The following is an 18303-nucleotide window of genomic DNA, read 5'->3' as shown; positions in this document are numbered from 1 at the left end:
AGGTCAGCTGCGCAGGTAGCTGGCCCCGTTGACGTCGATGATCGTGCCGGTGGAGAAGCGGGCCTCCGGGGACGCCAGCCAGAGCACGGCCGCGGCGACCTCCTCCGGTCGCGCCACCCGCCCGTAGGGGGACTGCGCGCGGACGGCGTCGCCGCTGGGCCCGTCGAGGATCTCGCGAGCCATCTCGGTCTGCACGAACCCCGGGGCGACGCTGCCCACGCTGATCCCGTGCGGGGCCAGGGCCTGGGCCATCGACTGCCCGAAGGCGTTCAGGCCCGCCTTCGCCGCGCCGTAGGCCGGTGTGCCCGGCTCGCCGCGGAAGGCGCCCCGGCTGGTCACGTTCACCACGGCGCCGCCACCGGCCGCGACCAGGTGCGGCACCGCGCGGAAGGTGACGTGCATCGCGCCGACCAGGTTCACCTGCAGCGTGCGCGCCACGGCCGCCTGCCAGTCGGTCCAGGACGTCTCCAGCGGCGGGTGCGGCGTGTAGACGCCGGCGTTGTTGACGAGCACCTGCAGCCCGCCCAGCGCCGTCGCCGCGTCGTCGACCATCGCCCCGACCGCCTCGGCGTCGGCCACGTCCGCCTGCACGACGGTGTGCCCGGCCCCGGGCAGCTCGGCGGCGACCCGCTCGGCCGCCTCCCGGGAGCTGCCGGAGTGCACCGCCACCCGGTCCCCCCGGGCGGCGAAGGCGTGCGCGATCGCTCGCCCGATGCCGCGGGAGGCGCCGGTGACGAGGACGGCGCGGGGTGCTGCGGCGCTGGTCATGGCAGCAGTCAACCAGCCAGCGACGGCGCGCCGCGGGCGGTGCTGCACGGCCGGGAGGCGCCCGCGCCCTAAGGTGCGCGGGTCGCCGTCCAAGGAGGTCGCGTGCCCGCCGAGCGTCCGTCCCGCCCCGGCCGGCTCGTCGGGCTGGCCGTCGTCGCGCTGCTGCTGGCGCTCACCGGCTGGACCGTGGCAGGGCTCCGGCCGCCGGACCCGCGCCCCGTCGGCGCCCCGGCCACGGAGTTCAGCGCGGCCCGTGCCTTCGCGCACGTCGAGCGCATCGCGGCCGAGCCGCACGTGGCGGGGAGCCCGGAGAGCGACGAGGTGGTCGACGGGCTCGTGCGCGCCCTGACCGACCTCGGTCTGGACACCCGCGTGCAGAACGCCGTCGGCGCCCGGGCCGGTGGCGCGGGGGAGGCCCGCATGGCGCGGGTGCGCAACGTGGTCGCCGTCCTGCCCGGCACCGATCCCACCGGCCGGCTGTACCTGGTGGCGCACCACGACTCGGTGGAGGGCGGGCCGGGGGCGGCCGACGACGCCGCCGGGGTGGCCGCGCTGCTGGAGTCCGTCCGGGCGCTGACCGAGGGCCCGCAGCTGCGCAACGACGTCGTCGCCGTCCTGACCGACGCCGAGGAGGCCTGCCTCTGCGGAGCCGAGGCGTTCGTCGCCTCGCACCCGCTGGCCGGCGGCGGGGTGGCGCTCAACCTGGAGGCCCGCGGCACCGGCGGCCCACCGATCATGTTCGAGACGTCGCTCGGGAACGCCGAGCTCGCGGCGGCGTTCGCCGACGCCGCCCCCCACCCGGTCGCCAGCAGCTTCGCCGTCGAGGTCTACCGGGCGCTGCCCAACGACACGGACTTCAGCGTGTTCCTCGAGGACGGCGGCTACACCGGCATGAACACCGCCTTCATCGACGGCGCCGCGGCCTACCACTCGCCGCAGGACACCCCCGAGCGGCTGGACCGCGGCAGCCTGCAGGCCCTCGGCGACAACACCCTGGCGCTGGCCCGGGAGCTGGGGGACCGGGACCTGGCCGTCCTCGCCGAGCCCGCCGCCGAGGACGCGACCTACTTCCCGCTCCCCGGGCTGCTGGTGCGCTACCCGGGCTCGCTGGTGTGGCCGCTGGCCGGTGCGGCGCTGGTCGCCGTCGCCGGCCTGGCCTGGACGCTGCGCCGCCGGGGGATCAGCCCGTTGCGGCGCACCGCCGGGGCCGCCGCGCTGGCGCTCGTCCCGCTCGTGGCGGGGCCGCTGGCCGCGCAGGGGCTGTGGGAGGCGCTGGTCGTCCTCCGCCCCGGGTACGCCACGATGCTCGACCCCTGGCGGCCGGGCTGGTTCCGGCTGGCGGCCGTCGCGGTTGTGCTGGCCGTCGTCCTGATCTGGTACGCGCTGCTGCGCCGGCCGGTCGGCGCGGCCCCACTGGCCGCGGGCGCGCTGCTCTGGCTCGCCGTGGTGGCGGCGGTGCTCGCCGCGGTGGCGCCGGGCGGCTCCTACCTCGCGGCCTGGCCGGCCCTGGTCGGTGCGCTCAGCGGCGCCGTCGCCGTGCTCGCCCGCTCGCGCGCGGTGTGCGCCGTCGCCGCGTCGCTCACCGGCGCGACGGCGGTCCTCGTCCTCGCCCCGACCGCCGCGCTCTTCCTCCCCGCGCTCGGCATGTCGCAGGTGCTCGCGCCGTCGGTCGTCGTCGTGCTCGGCGCGCTGGCCCTGCTGCCGGCGCTGGAACTGCTGTTCCCCGACCCCGCCGCGCCGCCCGGGGCGCGCGGCCGGCTGGCGGCGGCCGCCGTCCCGGCCGTCGCGCTAGGAGCCGCAGGGGCCTGCGTGGCCGCGGGGCTGGCGGTCGACCGCTTCGACGCCGACCACCCGGTGCCCAGCCGGCTGGCCTACGTGCTGGACACCGACCGGGACCGGGCGCGGTGGGTGACCACCGAGACGACGCCGGGCGAGTGGACCGGCCGGTTCGTCGACGGCCCCGGGACCCTGGGCGCGGACCTCCCGTACCTCGCCGGCCGCGATCTGCTCACCGGACCTGCCGAAACCGCCGACCTGCCGGCGCCGGAGGTCGTCGTCGTCTCCGACCAGGTCCTCGGCGAACGGCGGGAGATCACCGTCCGGGTCACGCCGCAGCGGGCGGGGGTCCGGCTGGTCCAGCTGGACCTCACCGCCGAGGGCGGCACCGTCGTCCGCGGCCGGTTCGGCGGCCGCGGCGTGCCCGACGCCGCGCTGGGGGAGTCGGGGCTGCGGATCACCTTCCACGCGCCGCCCCCCGACGGGTTGCAGGCCGCCTTCACGGTCGAGGGCGACGGGCCGGTGCGGTTGCGCGCCGCGGACGCCAGCGACGGGCTCACCGGTCTGCCGGGGTACGAGCCGCGGCCCGCGGGCGTGGACGTCGCCGGTACGCACGGTGCGGACCTGCTGGTCGTCACGGCGGTCACCGACCTGGGGTGACGGGCGCGGCCGGATGAGAGCTCTCTCATCCGGCTCTCACGACGCCGTCACCGGTGGAGCGCAGGCTCTGAGCCGTGCATCGTCGCCCGTTCGTCGCAGTGCTCGCCGGAGCGGTGGCCGTGCTGCTGGTAGCCGGTGCAGGCTGGGCGGTGCTGGGGCCCGCCGGTGGGGGGGGGGGGGGGGGGGGGGGGGGGGGGGGGGGGGGGGGGGGGGGGGGGGGGGGGGGGGGGGGGGGGGGGGGGGGGGCGCGCGGGGGGTGGGCGCGCCCGCCCCCCCCCCCCGCCCCGCGCCGCCCCGCCCGCCCCCCCGCCCGCCCCCCCCCCCCCCCCCCCCTCCGGGTCCGGCGGGCCCCCCGCGCGCGCCCGCCCCCCCCCCCCCCCCCCGGGGATCCCCGGGCATGCCCTCGCGGAGTGGCAGGCCGCGGGCGCCCGGCTGGTCGGCGGCTGCTGCCGCGTCCGCCCGGCCGACATCGCCCGCATCGCGACGATGACGTGACGGAGCGGCCCCGGTGCAGGGCCCCACCGCGAGCCTGCGAGCGGGTGGGGGGCACCGGGGCCCTTTCTCAGAGGATGGGCTTGCCGCCGGTGACGGCGATCCGCGCGCCGGAGACGTAGGAGGCCTCGTCGCTGGCCAGCATCACGTAGACGGGCGCCAGCTCGGCCGGCTGCGCGGGGCGGCCCAGCGGCACCTGCTGGCCGAAGCTGTCGACCTTCTCCTCGGGCATCGTCGAGGGGATCAGCGGCGTCCAGACCGGGCCGGGGGCGACGCTGTTGGCCCGGATGCCCTTCTCTGCGTACAGCTGCGCGAGGCTGGCGGTGAAGTTCGCGATGCCGGCCTTGGTCATGGCGTAGGCGATGAGGTTGGGGCTCGGGTTGTCCGAGTTCACCGACGACGAGTTGATGATCGAGGCACCCGGCTGCATGTGGGGGATGGCGTCCTTGGTCAGGGTGAACATCGCCGAGAGGTTCGTGGCGACGGTGAAGTCCCACTCCTCGTCGGAGATCTCCTCCAGCGAGTCGTGGCTCATCTGGAAGGCGGCGTTGTTGACCAGGATGTCGACCCGGCCGAACTCCTCGACGGCCTTCGGGATGATCGTCTTGCAGTGCGCCCGGTCGGAGATGTCGCCGGGCACGAGCACGCACTTCCGGCCGGCCTGCTCCACGTACTTCGCGGTGTCCTGCGCGTCCTCGTGCTCGTTGAGGTAGGAGATCAGGACGTCGGCGCCCTCGCGGGCGAAGGCGATGGCGACGGCGCGGCCGATGCCGCTGTCCCCACCGGTGATGACCGCGGCCTTGCCGGTGAGCCTTCCGGAACCCTGGTAGCTCTCCTCGCCGTGGTCCGGCTTCGGGTCCATCTCCCCGAGCGTGCCCGGAACGCTCTGCTGCTGGGCGGGCTGGGTCTCGGGACGGGGTGATGACATGACGGTCCTCCGGAGCGACTGGCAGCGGGTGCGGGCCCCTGCGGCCCGCACTTCCTGCTCCGCGCGCTACCCCGGCGGATCCCCGCGGAACCGGTGGGTGCCGGCTGCACAGCACACGACCCGGGCGGTGGGAGAGGCGCACGTCGTTGTGCACCCCTCCTACCGCCCGGGTCGGGTGTCTCGCTCCGCCACGTCCCGGGGAGGACGCGGCCCTCCGTCACGCCGCGCGCGCCACCGGGGCCTGGTTGGCCGTGGCGCCGAGCGGCACCCAGCGCATCTCGAGCCGACGCCGGCCCGCGGGGTCGGTCACCACGGTCCACCGGCACTCCGGGCAGAAACGTTCACGCATGGTCCCAGCCACCTTCCGTTTACCTATTGTTCACCTTCCTCTCCGATTACGACGCACCCCACACATGGCCACACTCGTCGTTACCGGATCGTTACCGTCTCTCGGACACGAACGCCCTACCGGACCTGGCTCAGCGGAAGCAGCAGGTCGTCGGGCACGCTGGTAGCCCTGATGACCACGACCGCCGCTCCCCCGCTGCTCGACGACCCCGCCGACCTCTCCGCGCTGCGCGCGAGGGGCGGCGATCCCGACGAGCTGTTCGCGGCCTTCGCCGCCTGGGCCGAGGCCGGCGGCACGCCGCTGTACCCGGCCCAGGAGGAGGCGCTGATCGAGCTGGTGAGCGGCGCCAACGTCGTCCTCGCCACCCCGACCGGCTCCGGCAAGTCGCTGGTCGCCACCGGCGCGCAGTACGCCGCGCTGGCCGCCGGCCGGCGCAGCTACTACACCGCACCGATCAAGGCGCTGGTCAGCGAGAAGTTCTTCGCGCTCTGCGGCATCTTCGGCGCGCAGAACGTCGGCATGCTCACCGGCGACGCGGCGGTCAACCGGGATGCCCCGATCATCGCCTGCACCGCCGAGGTCCTGGCCAACATCGCGCTGCGCGAGGGCAGCGAATCGGAGCAGCTCGCGGACGCGCTCGTCGTGATGGACGAGTTCCACTTCTACGGCGACCCCGACCGCGGCTGGGCCTGGCAGGTCCCCCTGCTGGAGCTGCCGAAGGCGCAGTTCCTCCTGATGAGCGCCACCCTGGGCGACGTCACCTTCCTGCGCGAGGACCTGACGCGGCGCACCGGCCGGCCGACCGCGCTGGTGGCCAACGCCGTGCGCCCGGTGCCGCTGCACCACTACTACGCGACGACGCCGATGCACGAGACGATCCAGGAGCTGCTCGACACCCAGCAGGCGCCGGTCTACGTCGTCCACTTCACCCAGGCCTCCGCGCTGGAGCGCGCACAGGCGCTCATGAGCGTCAACGTCTGCAGCAAGGAGGAGAAGGCGGCGATCGCCGAGATGATCGGCGGCTTCCGGTTCTCGTCGGCCTTCGGGACGACGCTGTCGCGGCTGGTCCGCCACGGCATCGGCGTCCACCACGCCGGGATGCTGCCCAAGTACCGGCGGCTGGTCGAGCAGCTCGCCCAGGCCGGGCTGCTCAAGGTCATCTGCGGCACCGACACCCTCGGCGTCGGCATCAACGTGCCGATCCGCACCGTCGTCTTCAGCGCGCTGTCGAAGTACGACGGCACCCGCACCCGGCTGCTGCAGGTGCGCGAGTTCCACCAGATCGCCGGCCGGGCCGGCCGCGCGGGCTACGACACCGCGGGCACCGTCGTCGTCCAGGCGCCCGAGCACGAGGTGGAGAACCTCAAGCAGTTCGCCAAGGTGGCCGACGACCCGAAGAAGCGCCGCAAGCTGGTGCGCAAGAAGGTCCCCGACGGCATGGTGCCGTGGAGCGAGTCGACGATGAACCGGCTGGTCGAGGGGGAACCCGAGAAGCTGACCAGCCACATGCGGGTGACGACGGCGATGATCCTCGACGTCGTCGACCGGCCGGGTGACCCGTTCACCGCGATGCGCCGGCTGCTCACCGAGAACCACGAGCCGCGCAAGAAGCAGCTGAAGCTGATCCGCGACGCGATCGGCATCGCCCGCTCCCTGCTGCAGGCCGGCGTCCTGGAGCGGCTGCCCGAGCCGGAGCCCGACGGCCGCCGCTACGACCTGACGCTGGACCTGCCGCCGGACTTCGCGCTCAACCAGCCGCTGTCCACCTTCGCGCTGGCCGCCATCGACCTGCTCGACCCCGACTCGGACACCTACGCGCTCGACGTCGTCAGCGTCATCGAGGCCACGCTCGACGACCCGCGCCAGATCCTCGCCGCCCAGCTCAACAAGGCCAAGGGCGAGGCGGTCGCGCAGATGAAGGCCGAGGGCATCGAGTACGACGAGCGGATGGAGCTGCTCGAGGAGATCAGCTATCCCAAGCCGCTGGAGGAGCTGCTCGGGCACGCCTTCGAGGTCTACCGGCAGTCCAACCCGTGGGCCGCCGACGGTGCGCTGTCGCCGAAGTCGGTGGTCCGGGAGATGTGGGAGCGGGCGTTCACCTTCCGGGAGTTCGTGAACACCTACGGGCTGACCCGCGCCGAGGGGGCGGTGCTGCGCTACCTCTCCGACGCGTTCAAGGCGCTGCGCTCGGGGGTGCCGGCCGCGGCGCGCACCGAGGAGGTCACCGACCTCGTCGAGTGGCTCGGCGAGCTGGTGCGCCAGGTCGACTCCTCGCTGCTGGACGAGTGGGAGGCGCTCACCGATGCCGACCAGGGGCCGGTGGCGGAGGTCGCCGTCCCCGCCCGGCCGCGCCCGCTGACCGGCAACGAGCGGGCGTTCACCGCGATGGTCCGCAACGCGCTGTTCCGCCGCGTCGAGCTGTGGGCCCGCCGCCGCTGGTACGACCTGGGCGAGCTGGACGCCGGCTCGGGCTGGGACGCCGAGCGCTGGGGCGAGGTGGTGCAGGCCTACTTCGCCGAGCACGGCGAGGTGAACACCGGCGCGGACGCCCGCGGTCCCGCGCTGCTGATCTGGGACAAGCGCCCGGACGTCTGGCACGTGCGGCAGATCGTCGACGACCCCGAGGGCAACCACGACTGGGGCTTCGACGTCGAGGTCGACCTCGCGGCCTCCGACGAGGAGGGCGCAGCCGTCATCCGGCTCGTGGACGCCGGCCGCAGGGACTGAAGCGGTGGATCTGCGGCACCGCGCACGACTGATCGGCGGCGACCCGCTCAGCCCCGGGGCAGCTGCAGCTTCCCGTCGACCCGCCGCGGGATGCCCTGGTAGCCGTCCGTCAGCTCCTCCGGCAGCACCTCGGCGGGAGCGCCCTGCCAGGTGACCGGCCGGAGGAACCGGCGGATCGCCGTCGTCCCCACCGAGGTGTGCTGGGAGTTGGTCGACGGCCACGGCCCGCCGTGGTGCTGGGCCCAGGAGACGGCGACGCCGGTCGGGTAGGCGTCGTAGACGATCCGGCCGGCGAGCGTGCGCAGCTGCTGCGAGACGGCGAGCGGCAGCTCGGTCTCGCCGCCACCGCGCAGCACCGTGGCGGTCAGGGACGAGGGAAGAGCGGCGAAGGCGGCGAACAACTCGTCCTCGCCGTCGTAGCGGGCGACGACGCTCACCGGTCCGAAGCACTCCTCGGTGACCTCCTCCGGCAGGTCGGCGGCGGCGGTGGTGAGCAGCCGGGGGACGGCGCGGAAACCCTCGTCCGGGGCCTGCTCGCCCCGGGCCACCTCCTCGACGCCCGGTGCGGCGGCCAGGCCGTCGGAGATGCGGCCGTATGCGGCGGCGATGCCCTCGTTGAGCAGCACCGGTGCCGGCGCCGAGCGGACCGCCTCGGCCATCGCGTCGACGACCCGGTCGCCCTCGGGGCCGGCCGGCACGAAGGCCAGCCCGGGCTTGGTGCAGAACTGGCCGCCGCCGAGCGTGAAGGAGCCGACCAGCTCGCGGCCGATGGTCTCGCCGCGCTCGACGGCGGCCTGCGGGGTGACGACCAGCGGGTTGAGGCTGGACAGCTCGCCGAAGAACGGCACCGGGTCGGGACGCCGCTCGATGATCTCCAGCAGCGCGCGCCCGCCGTTGACCGAGCCGGTGAAGCCGACCGCGCGGATCGCCGGGTGGGCGACGAGGTCGGCCCCGGCCTGCAGCCCGTGCACGATGCCGAGGGTGCCCTCGGGCGCTCCGGCCTTGCCGGCGGCCTCGACGAGCACCTCGAACACCAGCTGCGACGTCGCCGGGTGGGAGCCGTGCGCCTTGACGACGACGGGGCAGCCGGCGGCCAGCGCCGACGCGGTGTCACCGCCGGGCACCGAGAAGGCGAGCGGGAAGTTGCTCGCGCCGAACACGGCCACCGGACCGATCGGCACGAGCATCCGGCGGAGGTCCGGCCGCGGGCCCATGGGGCTGTCACCCGCGTGGTCGATGGCCGCCTCGAGGTAGCTGCCCTCCTCGAGCACCTCGGCGAACAGCCGGAGCTGGTAGCAGGTCCGGGTCAGCTCGCCGTTCAGCCGGGTGGTGCCCAGCGCCGTCTCGCGGTCGGCGACGGCCACGACGTCCTCCCGGCGCCCCTCCAGGGCGTCGGCGAGGGCGCGCAGCAGGGCGGCACGGCCTGCCCGGCCGAGCTCGTCGAGGGCGGGCGCGGCGGCCAGCGCCGCGGCGCAGAGGCGGTCGACCTCCTCGGTGGTGGTCTCCTGGGCGACGACCTCGGCGGCCTCGCCGGTTCGGGGGTCGATGCTGACGACGTCCATGGGGTGCTCCTCAGGGGTGCGGGGTTCAGCGGGGCGCGTCGAGGCAGGTGCGGGCTCAGGAGACCTTGGAGACCAGGGCCGTCAGCTCGGCCAGCTCCGCCTCGGTCAGGTCGGTCAGGGGCGGGCGCACCCGGCCGCCGTCCCGGCCGACGGCGGTCAGCCCGGCCTTCACGATCGAGACCGCATAGCCCTTGGCCCGGTCGCGGATCTCGGTGTAGGGCAGCACGAAGTCGTTGAGCATGCCGTACACGGCGCCCCTGTCCTGCGCGCGCACGGCGGCGTAGAACCTGAGCGCGAACTCCGGGAGGAAGTTGTAGAGCGCCGAGGAGTACGTGGTCACGCCCAGCTGGAGGAGCGGCAGCGCGAACGTCTCGGCGGTGGGCAGCCCGCCGATGTAGATCAGCCGGTCACCGACGCGCGCGTAGGTGCGCGTCATCTGCTCGATGTCCCCGACGCCGTCCTTGAGCCCGATCAGGTTGGGGTTGCGTTCGGCCACCTCGGCCACCGTGGTGTCGCTGAGCACCGCGTTGGCCCGGCTGTAGACGATGACGCCCAGGTCGGTGGACCGGCACACCGCGCTGATGTGCTCGACCAGGCCACGCTGGCTGGCCTCGGTCAGATAGGGCGGAAACAGCAGCAGCCCGGATGCCCCGGCTGCCTCGGCCGCGCGTGCCTGCGCCGCGGACACCGCCGTCCCGCCGGTCGCCGGGGCGATGACGGGGACCCGCCCGGCGACCTCGTCGACGGCGACACGCACGACCCGGTCCAGCTCCGCGGAGGTCAGCGAGAAGCCCTCGCCGGTGCCGCCGGCCGCGAACAGGCCGGCCACGTCGAAGCTCGCCTGCCAGGCCAGGTGCTTCCGGTACCGGGGCTCGTCGAACTGCAGGTCGGCGTCGAAGTGGGTCACCGGGAAGGAGAGCAGGCCGGACTTCAGCCGGTCGGCGAGAGCATCCGGGGCAAGCAGCGTCACGGGTGGGTCCTCGGGTCCGGCGGGTCCGCTCCGGGGGCGCTACGGCGCACCGGGTGGCGGCGGTCGGCATCACGGTAGGAAGGCGGATGGATGCGTGTCCAAGAGCGATTGCGTATCGCTCGATGCCCTCAGAGCATGGTCAGGCCGACACCGTCACCCGGTGGTTCGCCGTTCGAGGACCTCCAGCACCCGCCGGAGCGCCGGGTTCTTGGCCTGCTTCGCCCACAGCAGGTGCAGCTCCACCGGCTCGGGCACCGCCGTCTCCAGCCGCACGAACCCGACGCCGTCGATAGGCAACCGGGCGGCCGAGCCGGGGACGAAGGCGATGCCGCGACGGGCCGCCACGAGCCACAGCATCGTGAGCACCTGACCCACCACGTGCACGGCGTTCTCCGAGGCAACCGGGACGACGCCCACCACGAGGTCGTAGAAGTACCGGGCCCGGGTCGGCGAGTGCATGACCACCGGCTCGGTGGCGAGGTCGGCGGCGGTGGCCGGTCGTCCGAGCTCCAGCAGCCGGTGGCCGACGGGGGCGGCCACGAGCATCGGCTCGCGGTGCAGCAGGCGGGACTGGAAGGTCTCGGCGTCGAACGGCGGGCGGGCCAGGCCGAGGTCGATCTCCTCGTCGAGCAGCGCGGCCACCTGCTCGCGCGTCACCATCTCGGCCAGGTCGACGTCGACGTCGGGCAGCTCGCGCGCCAGTTCGTTGAGCAGACCGCCCAGGACGCCGTAGGTCGAGGCGGCTGTGAACCCGATCCGGACGACGCCACTGGACCCCGACGACACCCGGCGGGCCAGCTCGGGCGCCGAGTCCGCCAGCGCCAGCAGGCGCCGCGCCTCGGCCAGGAACACCTGCCCCGCCGCCGTCAGGGCGACTCGCCGGTTGTCGCGCTCCAGCAGCTGTGCGCCGACCGCGCGCTCGAGCTTCTGGATCTGCCGGCTCAGCGGAGGCTGCGTCATCGCGAGCCGGGCCGCGGCCCGGCCGAAGTGCAGCTCGTCAGCGACGGTCACGAAGCCGCGGAGCTGCTCCAACGTGAAGCCCATGCACGCAAGGTATCGATCCTCGGGGCTTCTCTGCAGCACTGGAATGGAGCACGCCGTCGCCGGGGCTCTCCACGGTTTCCTCACCCGGGCTCTCGGGGACACTGCTCCTCGTCCCCCGCCCGTCCCGCCAAGGAGCCCGCATGACCGTCCTCGTCGGATTCGTCCCCACCCCGGAGGGGCGCGCTGCGCTCGACGCAGGGATCGCCGAGGCGGCCCGCCGCGGCGAGGGAGTGCTGGTGCTCAACTCCGCGCGCGGCGGCGCCCCGGTCAGTGTGGAGGTCGCCGACGAGGACACCGTCCGCGACATCACCGAGCGGGCCGAACGCGCCGGTGTCGCACTCGAGCTCCGGCAGGGGATGCGCGACGGCGAGGCGGCCGACGAGGTGCTGCGCGTGGCGCGGGAGGTGGACGCGTCGGTGATCGTGATCGGGCTGCGCAAGCGCTCCCCCGTCGGCAAGCTGCTCATGGGCAGCAGCGCGCAGCGGATCCTCCTCGACGCCGACCGTCCGGTCCTCGCCGTCAAGCCGTGAGCCGCTCCGCGACCGTCAGATCCCGAGGACCGCGCGGGCGATGAGGAAGTAGACGATCAGGCCGGTCGCGTCCACGAACGTGGTGATGAACGGCGCGCTGACGACTGCCGGGTCCACCCCCACCCGCCGGGCGAGCATCGGCGTCAGGGCCCCGGCGGTGGTGGCGAGCGTGCAGACCACCAGCAGCGCGGAGCACAGCACCACGGCGATCTCCACCCCCACCAGCCAGGCGGCCGGCGCGAAGCCCACGAGCCCGAGCAGCGCCCCCAGCAGCGCGCCGGTGGCCATCTCGCGACCCACCACGCGCGGCAGGTCGCCGAACCGCACGTCGCCGACGGCCATGGCCCGGATGACCGTGGTCGCCGCCTGGGCACCGGTGTTCCCCCCGGTGCCGATCAGCAGCGGGACGAACAGCGCCAGCGCCACCACCTCGGCGAGGACGTCCTCGAAGTAGTCGAGCACGTTGACCGTCAGCGTGGCCGCGGCGATGAGCACCAGCAGCCAGCCCACCCGGCTGCGCGCCAGGCCCACGACGCCCGCCGTGAGGTAGGGCCGGTCGAGCGGTTCGGCACCGCCGGCACGGGCGATGTCCTCGCTCTCCTCCGCCTCGAGCACGCGCATGGCGTCGTCGACGGTGAAGAGCCCGACCAGCCGGCCCTCCCGGTCGACCACCGGCACCGCGACCAGCCCGTGGTCGCGCAGCACCCGCGCGGCCACCTCCTGGTCGTCCTCGGTGCGCACCACCACGGGCTCGCTCATCACGTCGTCGACCCGCGCGTCGGGGTCGCTGACGAACAGCCGGCGCAGGGACACCACCCCGACGACGCACCGTCCCGCCCCGATCACCGGCAGGGTGTAGATCGTCTCGGCGTGCGGCTCCTCGCTGCGGGCGATCGCCAGCGCATCGGCGACCGTGCTGCCCACCGGGACGGAGACCACCTCGGGGGTCATGCGCCGGCCCGCGGACTCCTGTGGGTACCCGAGCAGCTCCGTGGTCATGGCGCTCTCCCGGGCATCGAGCCCGGAGAGCAGCCGCGCGGCGACGGTGGCCGGCAGCTCGTCGAAGAGGTTCGCCCGGTCGTCGGGGTCCAGCCCCGTGATCAGCTCCCGGGTCGACTCCTCACGCAGCGTGTCCAGCAGTTCCCGCTGGAGCGCGGGGTCGAGGTCCTCGAACACCGCCAGGGAGCGGTCCTTGGGCAACAGGCGGAACACCACCGCCCGCGTCGTGGGATCGACCCGTTCCAGCTCGTCGACCGTGCTGGGGACGTCCAGCTCGGCGAGCACCTCGTGCAGCGCGCGCAGATCACCCGCCCGGGCGAGCTCGCCGAGATCGGCGGTGGTGTCCATGGCCCCTGTCTACCGGCCCCGGCCGGGGTCCTGCCCCTCAGGAGCCGACGGGCACCGGTAGCGCGGCGCGGCGCGGCGCGGCGCGGCGACGATCACACCCACCTGCCCGCCCGGGCGGGGTCCTGGCGTGCCAGGCTCGTCGGCGATGACCGCATGACCGCGTGGGAGATGGTGGCCGTCGCGGTGGCGGGCGTCGCGGCCGGTGGCATCAACGCCGTCATCGGTTCCGGGACGCTGGTCTCCTTCCCGGTGCTCGTCGGGGTGGGCATCCCCCCGGTCCCGGCCACGATCAGCAACTCGCTGGGCCTGATCGCCGGCAACCTGACCGGCTCGATCGGCTACCGGCGTGAGCTGCGCGGGCAGTGGCCCCTGCTGCTGCGGCTGATCCCCGCCTCCGTCCTCGGCGGGCTCACCGGCGCCTTCCTCCTGCTGCACCTGCCCGCCGCGACGTTCGAGGCGGTGGTGCCGGTGCTGATCGCGCTCGCCGTCGTCCTGGTGGCCGCGCACCCGCTGGTCCGGCGCCGGCTGGCCCGGCGGGGGGCGGACGAGCGACGCACTCCCCGCATCGGCCCGGGACGGCACGCGGCCCTCGTCGGCACCGCCTACCTGACCGGCACCTACGGCGGCTACTTCGCCGCCAGCCAGGGCGTGATCCAGATCGGCGTCTTCGGCCTTCTGCTGCGGGAGCCCCTGCAGCGGCTCAACGCGATCAAGAACGTGCTGACCCTGACGGTGAACTCGGTGGCGGCCGGCGCCTACGTGGTGGTCGCCACCGACCGGGTGGTCTGGTCGGCGGCCGGGCTGCTGGCCGTCGGCTCGCTGGCCGGCGGGCACGTCGGCGCCCGCTACGGACGGCGACTGCCCGAGCCGGTGCTGCGGACGGCGATCGTCGTCCTGGGCGTGGTGGCGATCGGGGTGCTCGTCTCCCGGTGAGCGTCCTCGAATTCCTCTTCCTCGTGGCCGCCGGCGTGGGGGCCGGGCTGACCGGCAGCATCGCCGGGCTCGCCTCGCTGGTGAGCTACCCCGCGCTGCTGGCCACCGGCCTCTCTCCGGTCGCCGCCAACGTCACCAACACCGTGGCGCTCGTGCTGAACAGCGCCGGGTCGGTCAGCGCCTCCGGGCCGGAGCTGCGCGGCCAGGGACGACGGGTGGGGCGGCTGGCCGTGGGGGCGGTGCTGGGCGGCGCCGCCGGCGCCACGCTGCTCCTGCTCACCCCGTCCGCGGCGTTCGAGCGGATCGTCCCCTGGCTGGTCGCCGGGGCGTCCCTCGTCCTCCTCCTGCAGCGCTCGCCGCGCGAGCTCGCCGTCGAGGGGATGGCCGCGCAGGCGGCGACCCCCGACCCGCGGTGGCTGCCCGTGGCCACCTTCGCCGTCGCCGTGTACGGCGGGTACTTCGGCGCCGCCGCCGGCGTCATGCTGCTCGCGCTGTTCCTCCTCGGCACCGGCGAGGGGCTGGCCCGCAGCAACGCGCTGAAGAACGTCATGCTCGGCATGGCCAACGCGGTGGCCGCCGTCGCGTTCGTGGTGCTGGCCCCGGTCGCCTGGACCGCGGCGCTGCCGCTGGCCCTCGGGCTGTTCGCCGGCGGGCGCCTGGGGCCGCGCGTCGTGCGCCGGGCACCGCAGACGCTGCTGCGCCGGCTCATCGCGTTGGCCGGCCTGGGGCTCGCCGTCCACCTGGGCGTCCAGGCCTACCTCTGAACGAGCCCCGCGCCCGGCGGGTGCAGCCCGGTCGTGGTCAGGCCGCGCCATGACCACGACCGGCGCCCGCCGGCTCGGTCAGCCGGCGACGTAGGCCGAGAGGAACAGCACGAACGCGCTGACCAGCAGCAGCAGCCGGGCGGGCGTCAGCCCGTTCACCAGCCCCGCCGTCGCCTCCACCCACTGCGGCCGCACCCCGGCCTCCCGGGAGCGCTGGCGCACGATCCGCACCTCGTCGGCGAGCAGGACGCCGGCGGCGCCGAGCAGGCCGAGGCCGACGACGGCGAACGCCAGCGCCAGCCGGTCGTCGAAGGCGTCCGCCGAGCCGGCGAGCAGCAGCACGACGACCAGGCCGAGGAACAGTCCGAGCAGGCCGCCGGCGACCGGGGCCCAGGGGCCCATGACGGTCATCGGGCCGCGCCGTGGCTTGCGGGGGGCCGGTCGCACGCTCACCGGTGCGGTGGCGTGCCCGACCGTGGGCGTGCCTCCCGGGTCGTCGACCGGTGTCGGGTCGGGCAGCGGCGGGACGGGCCCGGCGGCTCCCGCTGCGGTGGCACCGGCGCCGGCGCCGTCGGCGCTCGGCTCGGGCAGGGACATGGTCTGGTCTCGTTCGCTCATCGCACTCACCTCACGGGCCACGCTAGGCACAGGTGCACCGCGAACGCCGCAGGACACCCCGCCGCCGCGGCGTGGGTCATCCCTCACCCTCCCCGGGCACGGGAACGCAGGTCAGCGCGTGACCGGCCGGGTGCAGTCGGCCACCGCCGCGCTCAGAGCAGCCGGCGGCTCCCCTGCCGCACCACCCGCAGCCAGCGGTGCCCGTAGCCGTCCAGCGCCAGCTCCACCGCGCCGTCGTCGGCCACCGGGGTGGCACCCTCCTGCAACAGGTCGTGCAGCCCCGCACCGCCGAGGTCGGGCAACCGCAGCGGGACCGTGCACGGCTCGGCGCCCAGGTTGTGGACGGCGATCAGCGCCCCGTCGTCCCAGGCGCAGCGGTGCGCCAGCACGGCCGCGTGCGGCTGGTCCAGCAGCTCGAAGCTCCCCCAGCCCAGCTCCGGCGACTCCCGGTACCGGCGGATCAGCAGCTTCATGAACGACAGCAGCGAATCCGGGTCGCGCCGCTGGTCGGCGACGTTGACGAACTCGGGAGCGAACCCGCCGCGGACCACGGGTCCGGGCAGCCGGTCGGGCCCGGCCGTCGAGAAGCCGCCGTTGACCCCGTCGTCCCACTGCATCGGCGTCCGCACCGACTGCCGCCCGTCGGCGGAGAGCTCCTCCCCCATGCCGATCTCCTCCCCGTAGAAGAGCACCGGGGTGCCGGGCAGGGCGAACATGAGGCTGTAGACCAGCCGGATCCGGCGCGGGTCACCGGCCAGCATCGGCGGCAGCCGCCGGCGCAGCCCGCGGCCGTAGAGCTGCATCCGCGGGTCCGGGCCGAAGGCGGCGAAGACCTCCGCGCGCTCGTCCTCGGAGAGCTTGTCGAGGGTCAGCTCGTCGTGGTTGCGCACGAACGTGGCCCACTGGGTGTCCGAGGCGATCGACGGCCGCGACCGGAGGGCCTCGGTGAGCGGGCCGGCGTCACAGCGCGCCAGGGACAGGTACATCGCCTGCATGCCGACGAAGTCGAACTGCATGGTCAGCTCGTCGCCGTCCGGGCCGCCGAAGAACGTCACCTGCTCCTCGTAGGGCAGGTTCACCTCGCCGAGCAGGATCGCCGGCCCCGACCGCCGGGTGAGGAACCGGCGCAGCGCCCGCAGGTACTCGTGCGGCTGCGGCAGGTCGTCGGCGGCGGCGTGCTGGGTCTCCAGGAAGTACGGCACCGCGTCCACGCGGAACCCCGAGAGCCCCAGCTGGAGCCAGAAGCCCATGATCTTGGCGATCTCGTCCCGGACCCGCGGGTTGGTCACGTCCAGGTCGGGCTGCTCCTGGTAGAAGCGGTGCAGGTACCACTCCCCCGTCTCCTCCGAGAGCGTCCAGATGCTGTCCTCCTGGTCGGGGAAGACCACCTGGTCGCTGGTGTCCGGCGGCTCGTCCGCGCGCCACACGTAGAAGTCGCGGAACGGGGCGTCGGTGCTCCGGCGCGCCGACTCGAACCACGGGTGGTGGATGGAGGTGTGGTTCACCACCAGGTCGGCGATCACCCGGATGCCGCGGTCGTTCGCCGTCCGGATCACCTCGACCAGGTCGCCGTGGGTGCCCAGCCGCGGGTCGACGCCGTAGAAGTCGGTGATGTCGTAGCCGTCGTCGCGCTCGGCGGTGGGGTAGAAGGGCATCAGCCACAGGCAGGTGACGCCGAGGTCGGCCAGGTGGTCGATCCGCTGGGCGAGGCCCGCGAAGTCGCCGCAGCCGTCGCCGTCCCAGTCCAGGTAGGTCTCGACGTCGAGGCAGTAGACGACGGCGTTCTTCCACCACAGGTCGCTGGTGTCGGTGATCCTCACGCCTGCACCGCCTCGACGGGGCCGGGGGCGGTGACCCCGAGCTGCGGCAGCACGTGCTCGCCGAACGCATCCAGGAACGGCCGCTGCTCCTTGCCGACGTGGTGCAGGTACACCGCGTCGAAACCGAGCTCCAGGTACTCCTGCAGCCAGGCGGTGTGCTGCCCCAGGTCGGCCGATACCCGGACCGGTCCGATGACGTCGCCCGGCCGCACGTGCGCGCTGGCCTGCTCGAAGGCCTCCGGGCTGTCGAGGTCCCAGCACAGCGGCGGCGGGAAGACGTTGCTGCGCCACTGGTCGTGCGCGATCGCCAGGGCCCGGTCGGGGTCGGGGTCCCAGGACAGGTGCACCTGCAGGGCCAGCGTGCCGCGCCCGCCGGCGTCGCGGTAGGCGGCCACCACCTCGCGGAGCTTGTCGTGCGGCTGGTTGATGGTCACCAGCCCATCGGCCCATGCCGCGCCGTTGCGTGCGGTGGCCACGCTGACGGCCGGGGCGATCAGCGCCGGAGACTGCTCGGGCAGCGTGTGGATCCTGGCCCGGTCGACGGTGACCAGCCCGTCGTGGCTGACCTCCTCCCCCGCGAGCAGCGCCCGGATGACCGCCACGCACTCCAGCAGCCGGGCGTCCCGCACCGACTTGCGCGGCCAGGCGTCGCCGGTGACGTGCTCGTTCATCGCCTCGCCGCTGCCCAGGGCGACCCAGAAGCGCCCCGGGAACATCGCGCCCAGGGTGGCGATCGCCTGGGCCACGATCACCGGGTGGTAGCGCTGCCCGGGCGCGTTCACGGCGCCGAACGGCAGCGACGTCGTCGCCATCGCCGCCCCCAGCCACGACCACGCGAACCCCGACTCGCCCTGCCGCGGGTTCCAGGGGGTGAGGTGGTCCGAGCACATCGCGGCGGTGAACCCGACCTCCTCGGCGTGCCGGACGGCGTCCAGCAACGCGGCGGGGTGCACCTGCTCGTGGGAGTTGTGGAACCCGATCACCGGCATGGCCCGATGCCTACCCGAGTCCCGAC

General features: G+C 74.5%; 16 protein-coding genes. 6 read left to right on the top strand and 10 right to left on the bottom strand.

Annotated elements, in window-relative coordinates; genetic code table 11:
* Positions 1-3: 3 nt before the first annotated feature.
* Positions 4-768 carry an SDR family NAD(P)-dependent oxidoreductase gene (locus ACI8AP_RS07530; protein WP_456588723.1) on the bottom strand — a complete coding sequence of 255 codons (765 nt, stop codon included), beginning with the start codon at positions 766-768 and terminating at the stop codon, positions 4-6.
* 102 nt (positions 769-870) lie between these two features.
* Between ACI8AP_RS07530 and ACI8AP_RS07525 the strand changes: the two genes are divergently transcribed.
* Positions 871-3204, top strand: coding sequence for a M28 family peptidase (locus ACI8AP_RS07525; RefSeq protein ID WP_456588722.1), 2334 nt, complete (start codon positions 871-873; stop codon positions 3202-3204).
* A gap of 135 nt (positions 3205-3339) precedes the next feature.
* Positions 3340-3699 (top strand): homocysteine S-methyltransferase family protein, encoded by a 360-nt coding sequence (locus ACI8AP_RS07520; RefSeq protein ID WP_456588721.1) that lies wholly within the window; start codon positions 3340-3342, stop codon positions 3697-3699.
* Positions 3700-3766: 67 nt separating this feature from the next.
* Here ACI8AP_RS07520 and ACI8AP_RS07515 read toward each other — a convergent pair whose 3' ends face one another.
* Together ACI8AP_RS07515 and ACI8AP_RS07510 are read right to left on the bottom strand one after the other, a co-directional pair.
* The gene (locus ACI8AP_RS07515; RefSeq protein WP_456588720.1) at positions 3767-4624 is read right to left on the bottom strand and encodes an SDR family oxidoreductase; all 858 of its coding nucleotides are present in this window, start codon (positions 4622-4624) and stop codon (positions 3767-3769) included.
* A 217-nt stretch (positions 4625-4841) separates the two neighbouring features.
* On the bottom strand, positions 4842-4973 hold the full coding sequence (locus tag ACI8AP_RS07510; protein WP_456588719.1) for a hypothetical protein: 132 nt from the start codon (positions 4971-4973) through the stop codon (positions 4842-4844).
* Positions 4974-5144: 171 nt separating this feature from the next.
* Here ACI8AP_RS07510 and ACI8AP_RS07505 point away from each other — a divergent pair, with 171 nt between their 5' ends.
* Positions 5145-7700 carry a DEAD/DEAH box helicase gene (locus tag ACI8AP_RS07505; protein ID WP_456588718.1) on the top strand — a complete coding sequence of 852 codons (2556 nt, stop codon included), beginning with the start codon at positions 5145-5147 and terminating at the stop codon, positions 7698-7700.
* A gap of 47 nt (positions 7701-7747) precedes the next feature.
* On the opposite strand, the gene ACI8AP_RS07500 is transcribed toward ACI8AP_RS07505, so the two are convergent.
* From ACI8AP_RS07500 to ACI8AP_RS07490, 3 genes are all read right to left on the bottom strand, one after another.
* A complete protein-coding gene (locus tag ACI8AP_RS07500; protein ID WP_456588717.1) occupies positions 7748-9262 on the bottom strand; it encodes an aldehyde dehydrogenase (NADP(+)) in 1515 nt (504 codons plus the stop codon).
* A gap of 55 nt (positions 9263-9317) precedes the next feature.
* Positions 9318-10232, bottom strand: coding sequence for a 5-dehydro-4-deoxyglucarate dehydratase (gene kdgD, locus ACI8AP_RS07495; protein ID WP_456588716.1), 915 nt, complete (start codon positions 10230-10232; stop codon positions 9318-9320).
* A 153-nt stretch (positions 10233-10385) separates the two neighbouring features.
* Entirely contained in the window at positions 10386-11276 is an 891-nt protein-coding gene (locus ACI8AP_RS07490) for a LysR substrate-binding domain-containing protein (RefSeq protein ID WP_456588715.1), read from the bottom strand.
* Between the two features lie 140 nt (positions 11277-11416).
* Here ACI8AP_RS07490 and ACI8AP_RS07485 point away from each other — a divergent pair, with 140 nt between their 5' ends.
* Positions 11417-11806, top strand: a complete 390-nt coding sequence (locus tag ACI8AP_RS07485) for a universal stress protein (protein ID WP_456588714.1) — start codon at positions 11417-11419, stop codon at positions 11804-11806.
* A 15-nt stretch (positions 11807-11821) separates the two neighbouring features.
* Here ACI8AP_RS07485 and mgtE read toward each other — a convergent pair whose 3' ends face one another.
* Positions 11822-13153, bottom strand: coding sequence for a magnesium transporter (gene mgtE, locus ACI8AP_RS07480; protein WP_456588713.1), 1332 nt, complete (start codon positions 13151-13153; stop codon positions 11822-11824).
* A gap of 153 nt (positions 13154-13306) precedes the next feature.
* Between mgtE and ACI8AP_RS07475 the strand changes: the two genes are divergently transcribed.
* Positions 13307-14086 (top strand): sulfite exporter TauE/SafE family protein, encoded by a 780-nt coding sequence (locus tag ACI8AP_RS07475; RefSeq protein WP_456588712.1) that lies wholly within the window; start codon positions 13307-13309, stop codon positions 14084-14086.
* Positions 14083-14850 (top strand): sulfite exporter TauE/SafE family protein, encoded by a 768-nt coding sequence (locus ACI8AP_RS07470; protein WP_456588711.1) that lies wholly within the window; start codon positions 14083-14085, stop codon positions 14848-14850. The genes ACI8AP_RS07475 and ACI8AP_RS07470 overlap by 4 nt, the downstream gene beginning before the upstream one ends.
* Before the next feature lie 78 nt (positions 14851-14928).
* Here the strand turns inward: ACI8AP_RS07470 and ACI8AP_RS07465 are convergent, their stop codons facing one another.
* The 3 genes from ACI8AP_RS07465 to ACI8AP_RS07455 form a co-directional block, all read right to left on the bottom strand.
* On the bottom strand, positions 14929-15468 hold the full coding sequence (locus tag ACI8AP_RS07465) for a hypothetical protein (protein ID WP_456588710.1): 540 nt from the start codon (positions 15466-15468) through the stop codon (positions 14929-14931).
* A gap of 152 nt (positions 15469-15620) precedes the next feature.
* Positions 15621-17288 carry an alpha-amylase family protein gene (locus ACI8AP_RS07460; protein ID WP_456588709.1) on the bottom strand — a complete coding sequence of 556 codons (1668 nt, stop codon included), beginning with the start codon at positions 17286-17288 and terminating at the stop codon, positions 15621-15623.
* The gene (locus ACI8AP_RS07455) at positions 17285-18277 is read right to left on the bottom strand and encodes a TIGR03885 family FMN-dependent LLM class oxidoreductase (RefSeq protein ID WP_456588708.1); all 993 of its coding nucleotides are present in this window, start codon (positions 18275-18277) and stop codon (positions 17285-17287) included. The genes ACI8AP_RS07460 and ACI8AP_RS07455 overlap by 4 nt, the downstream gene beginning before the upstream one ends.
* Positions 18278-18303 lie beyond the last annotated feature (26 nt).

The organism is Blastococcus sp. SYSU DS1021 (genome assembly GCF_054050995.1).
Note: the sequence above shows the minus strand (reverse complement) of the source record. Positions and strands in the feature narration are given on the sequence as shown.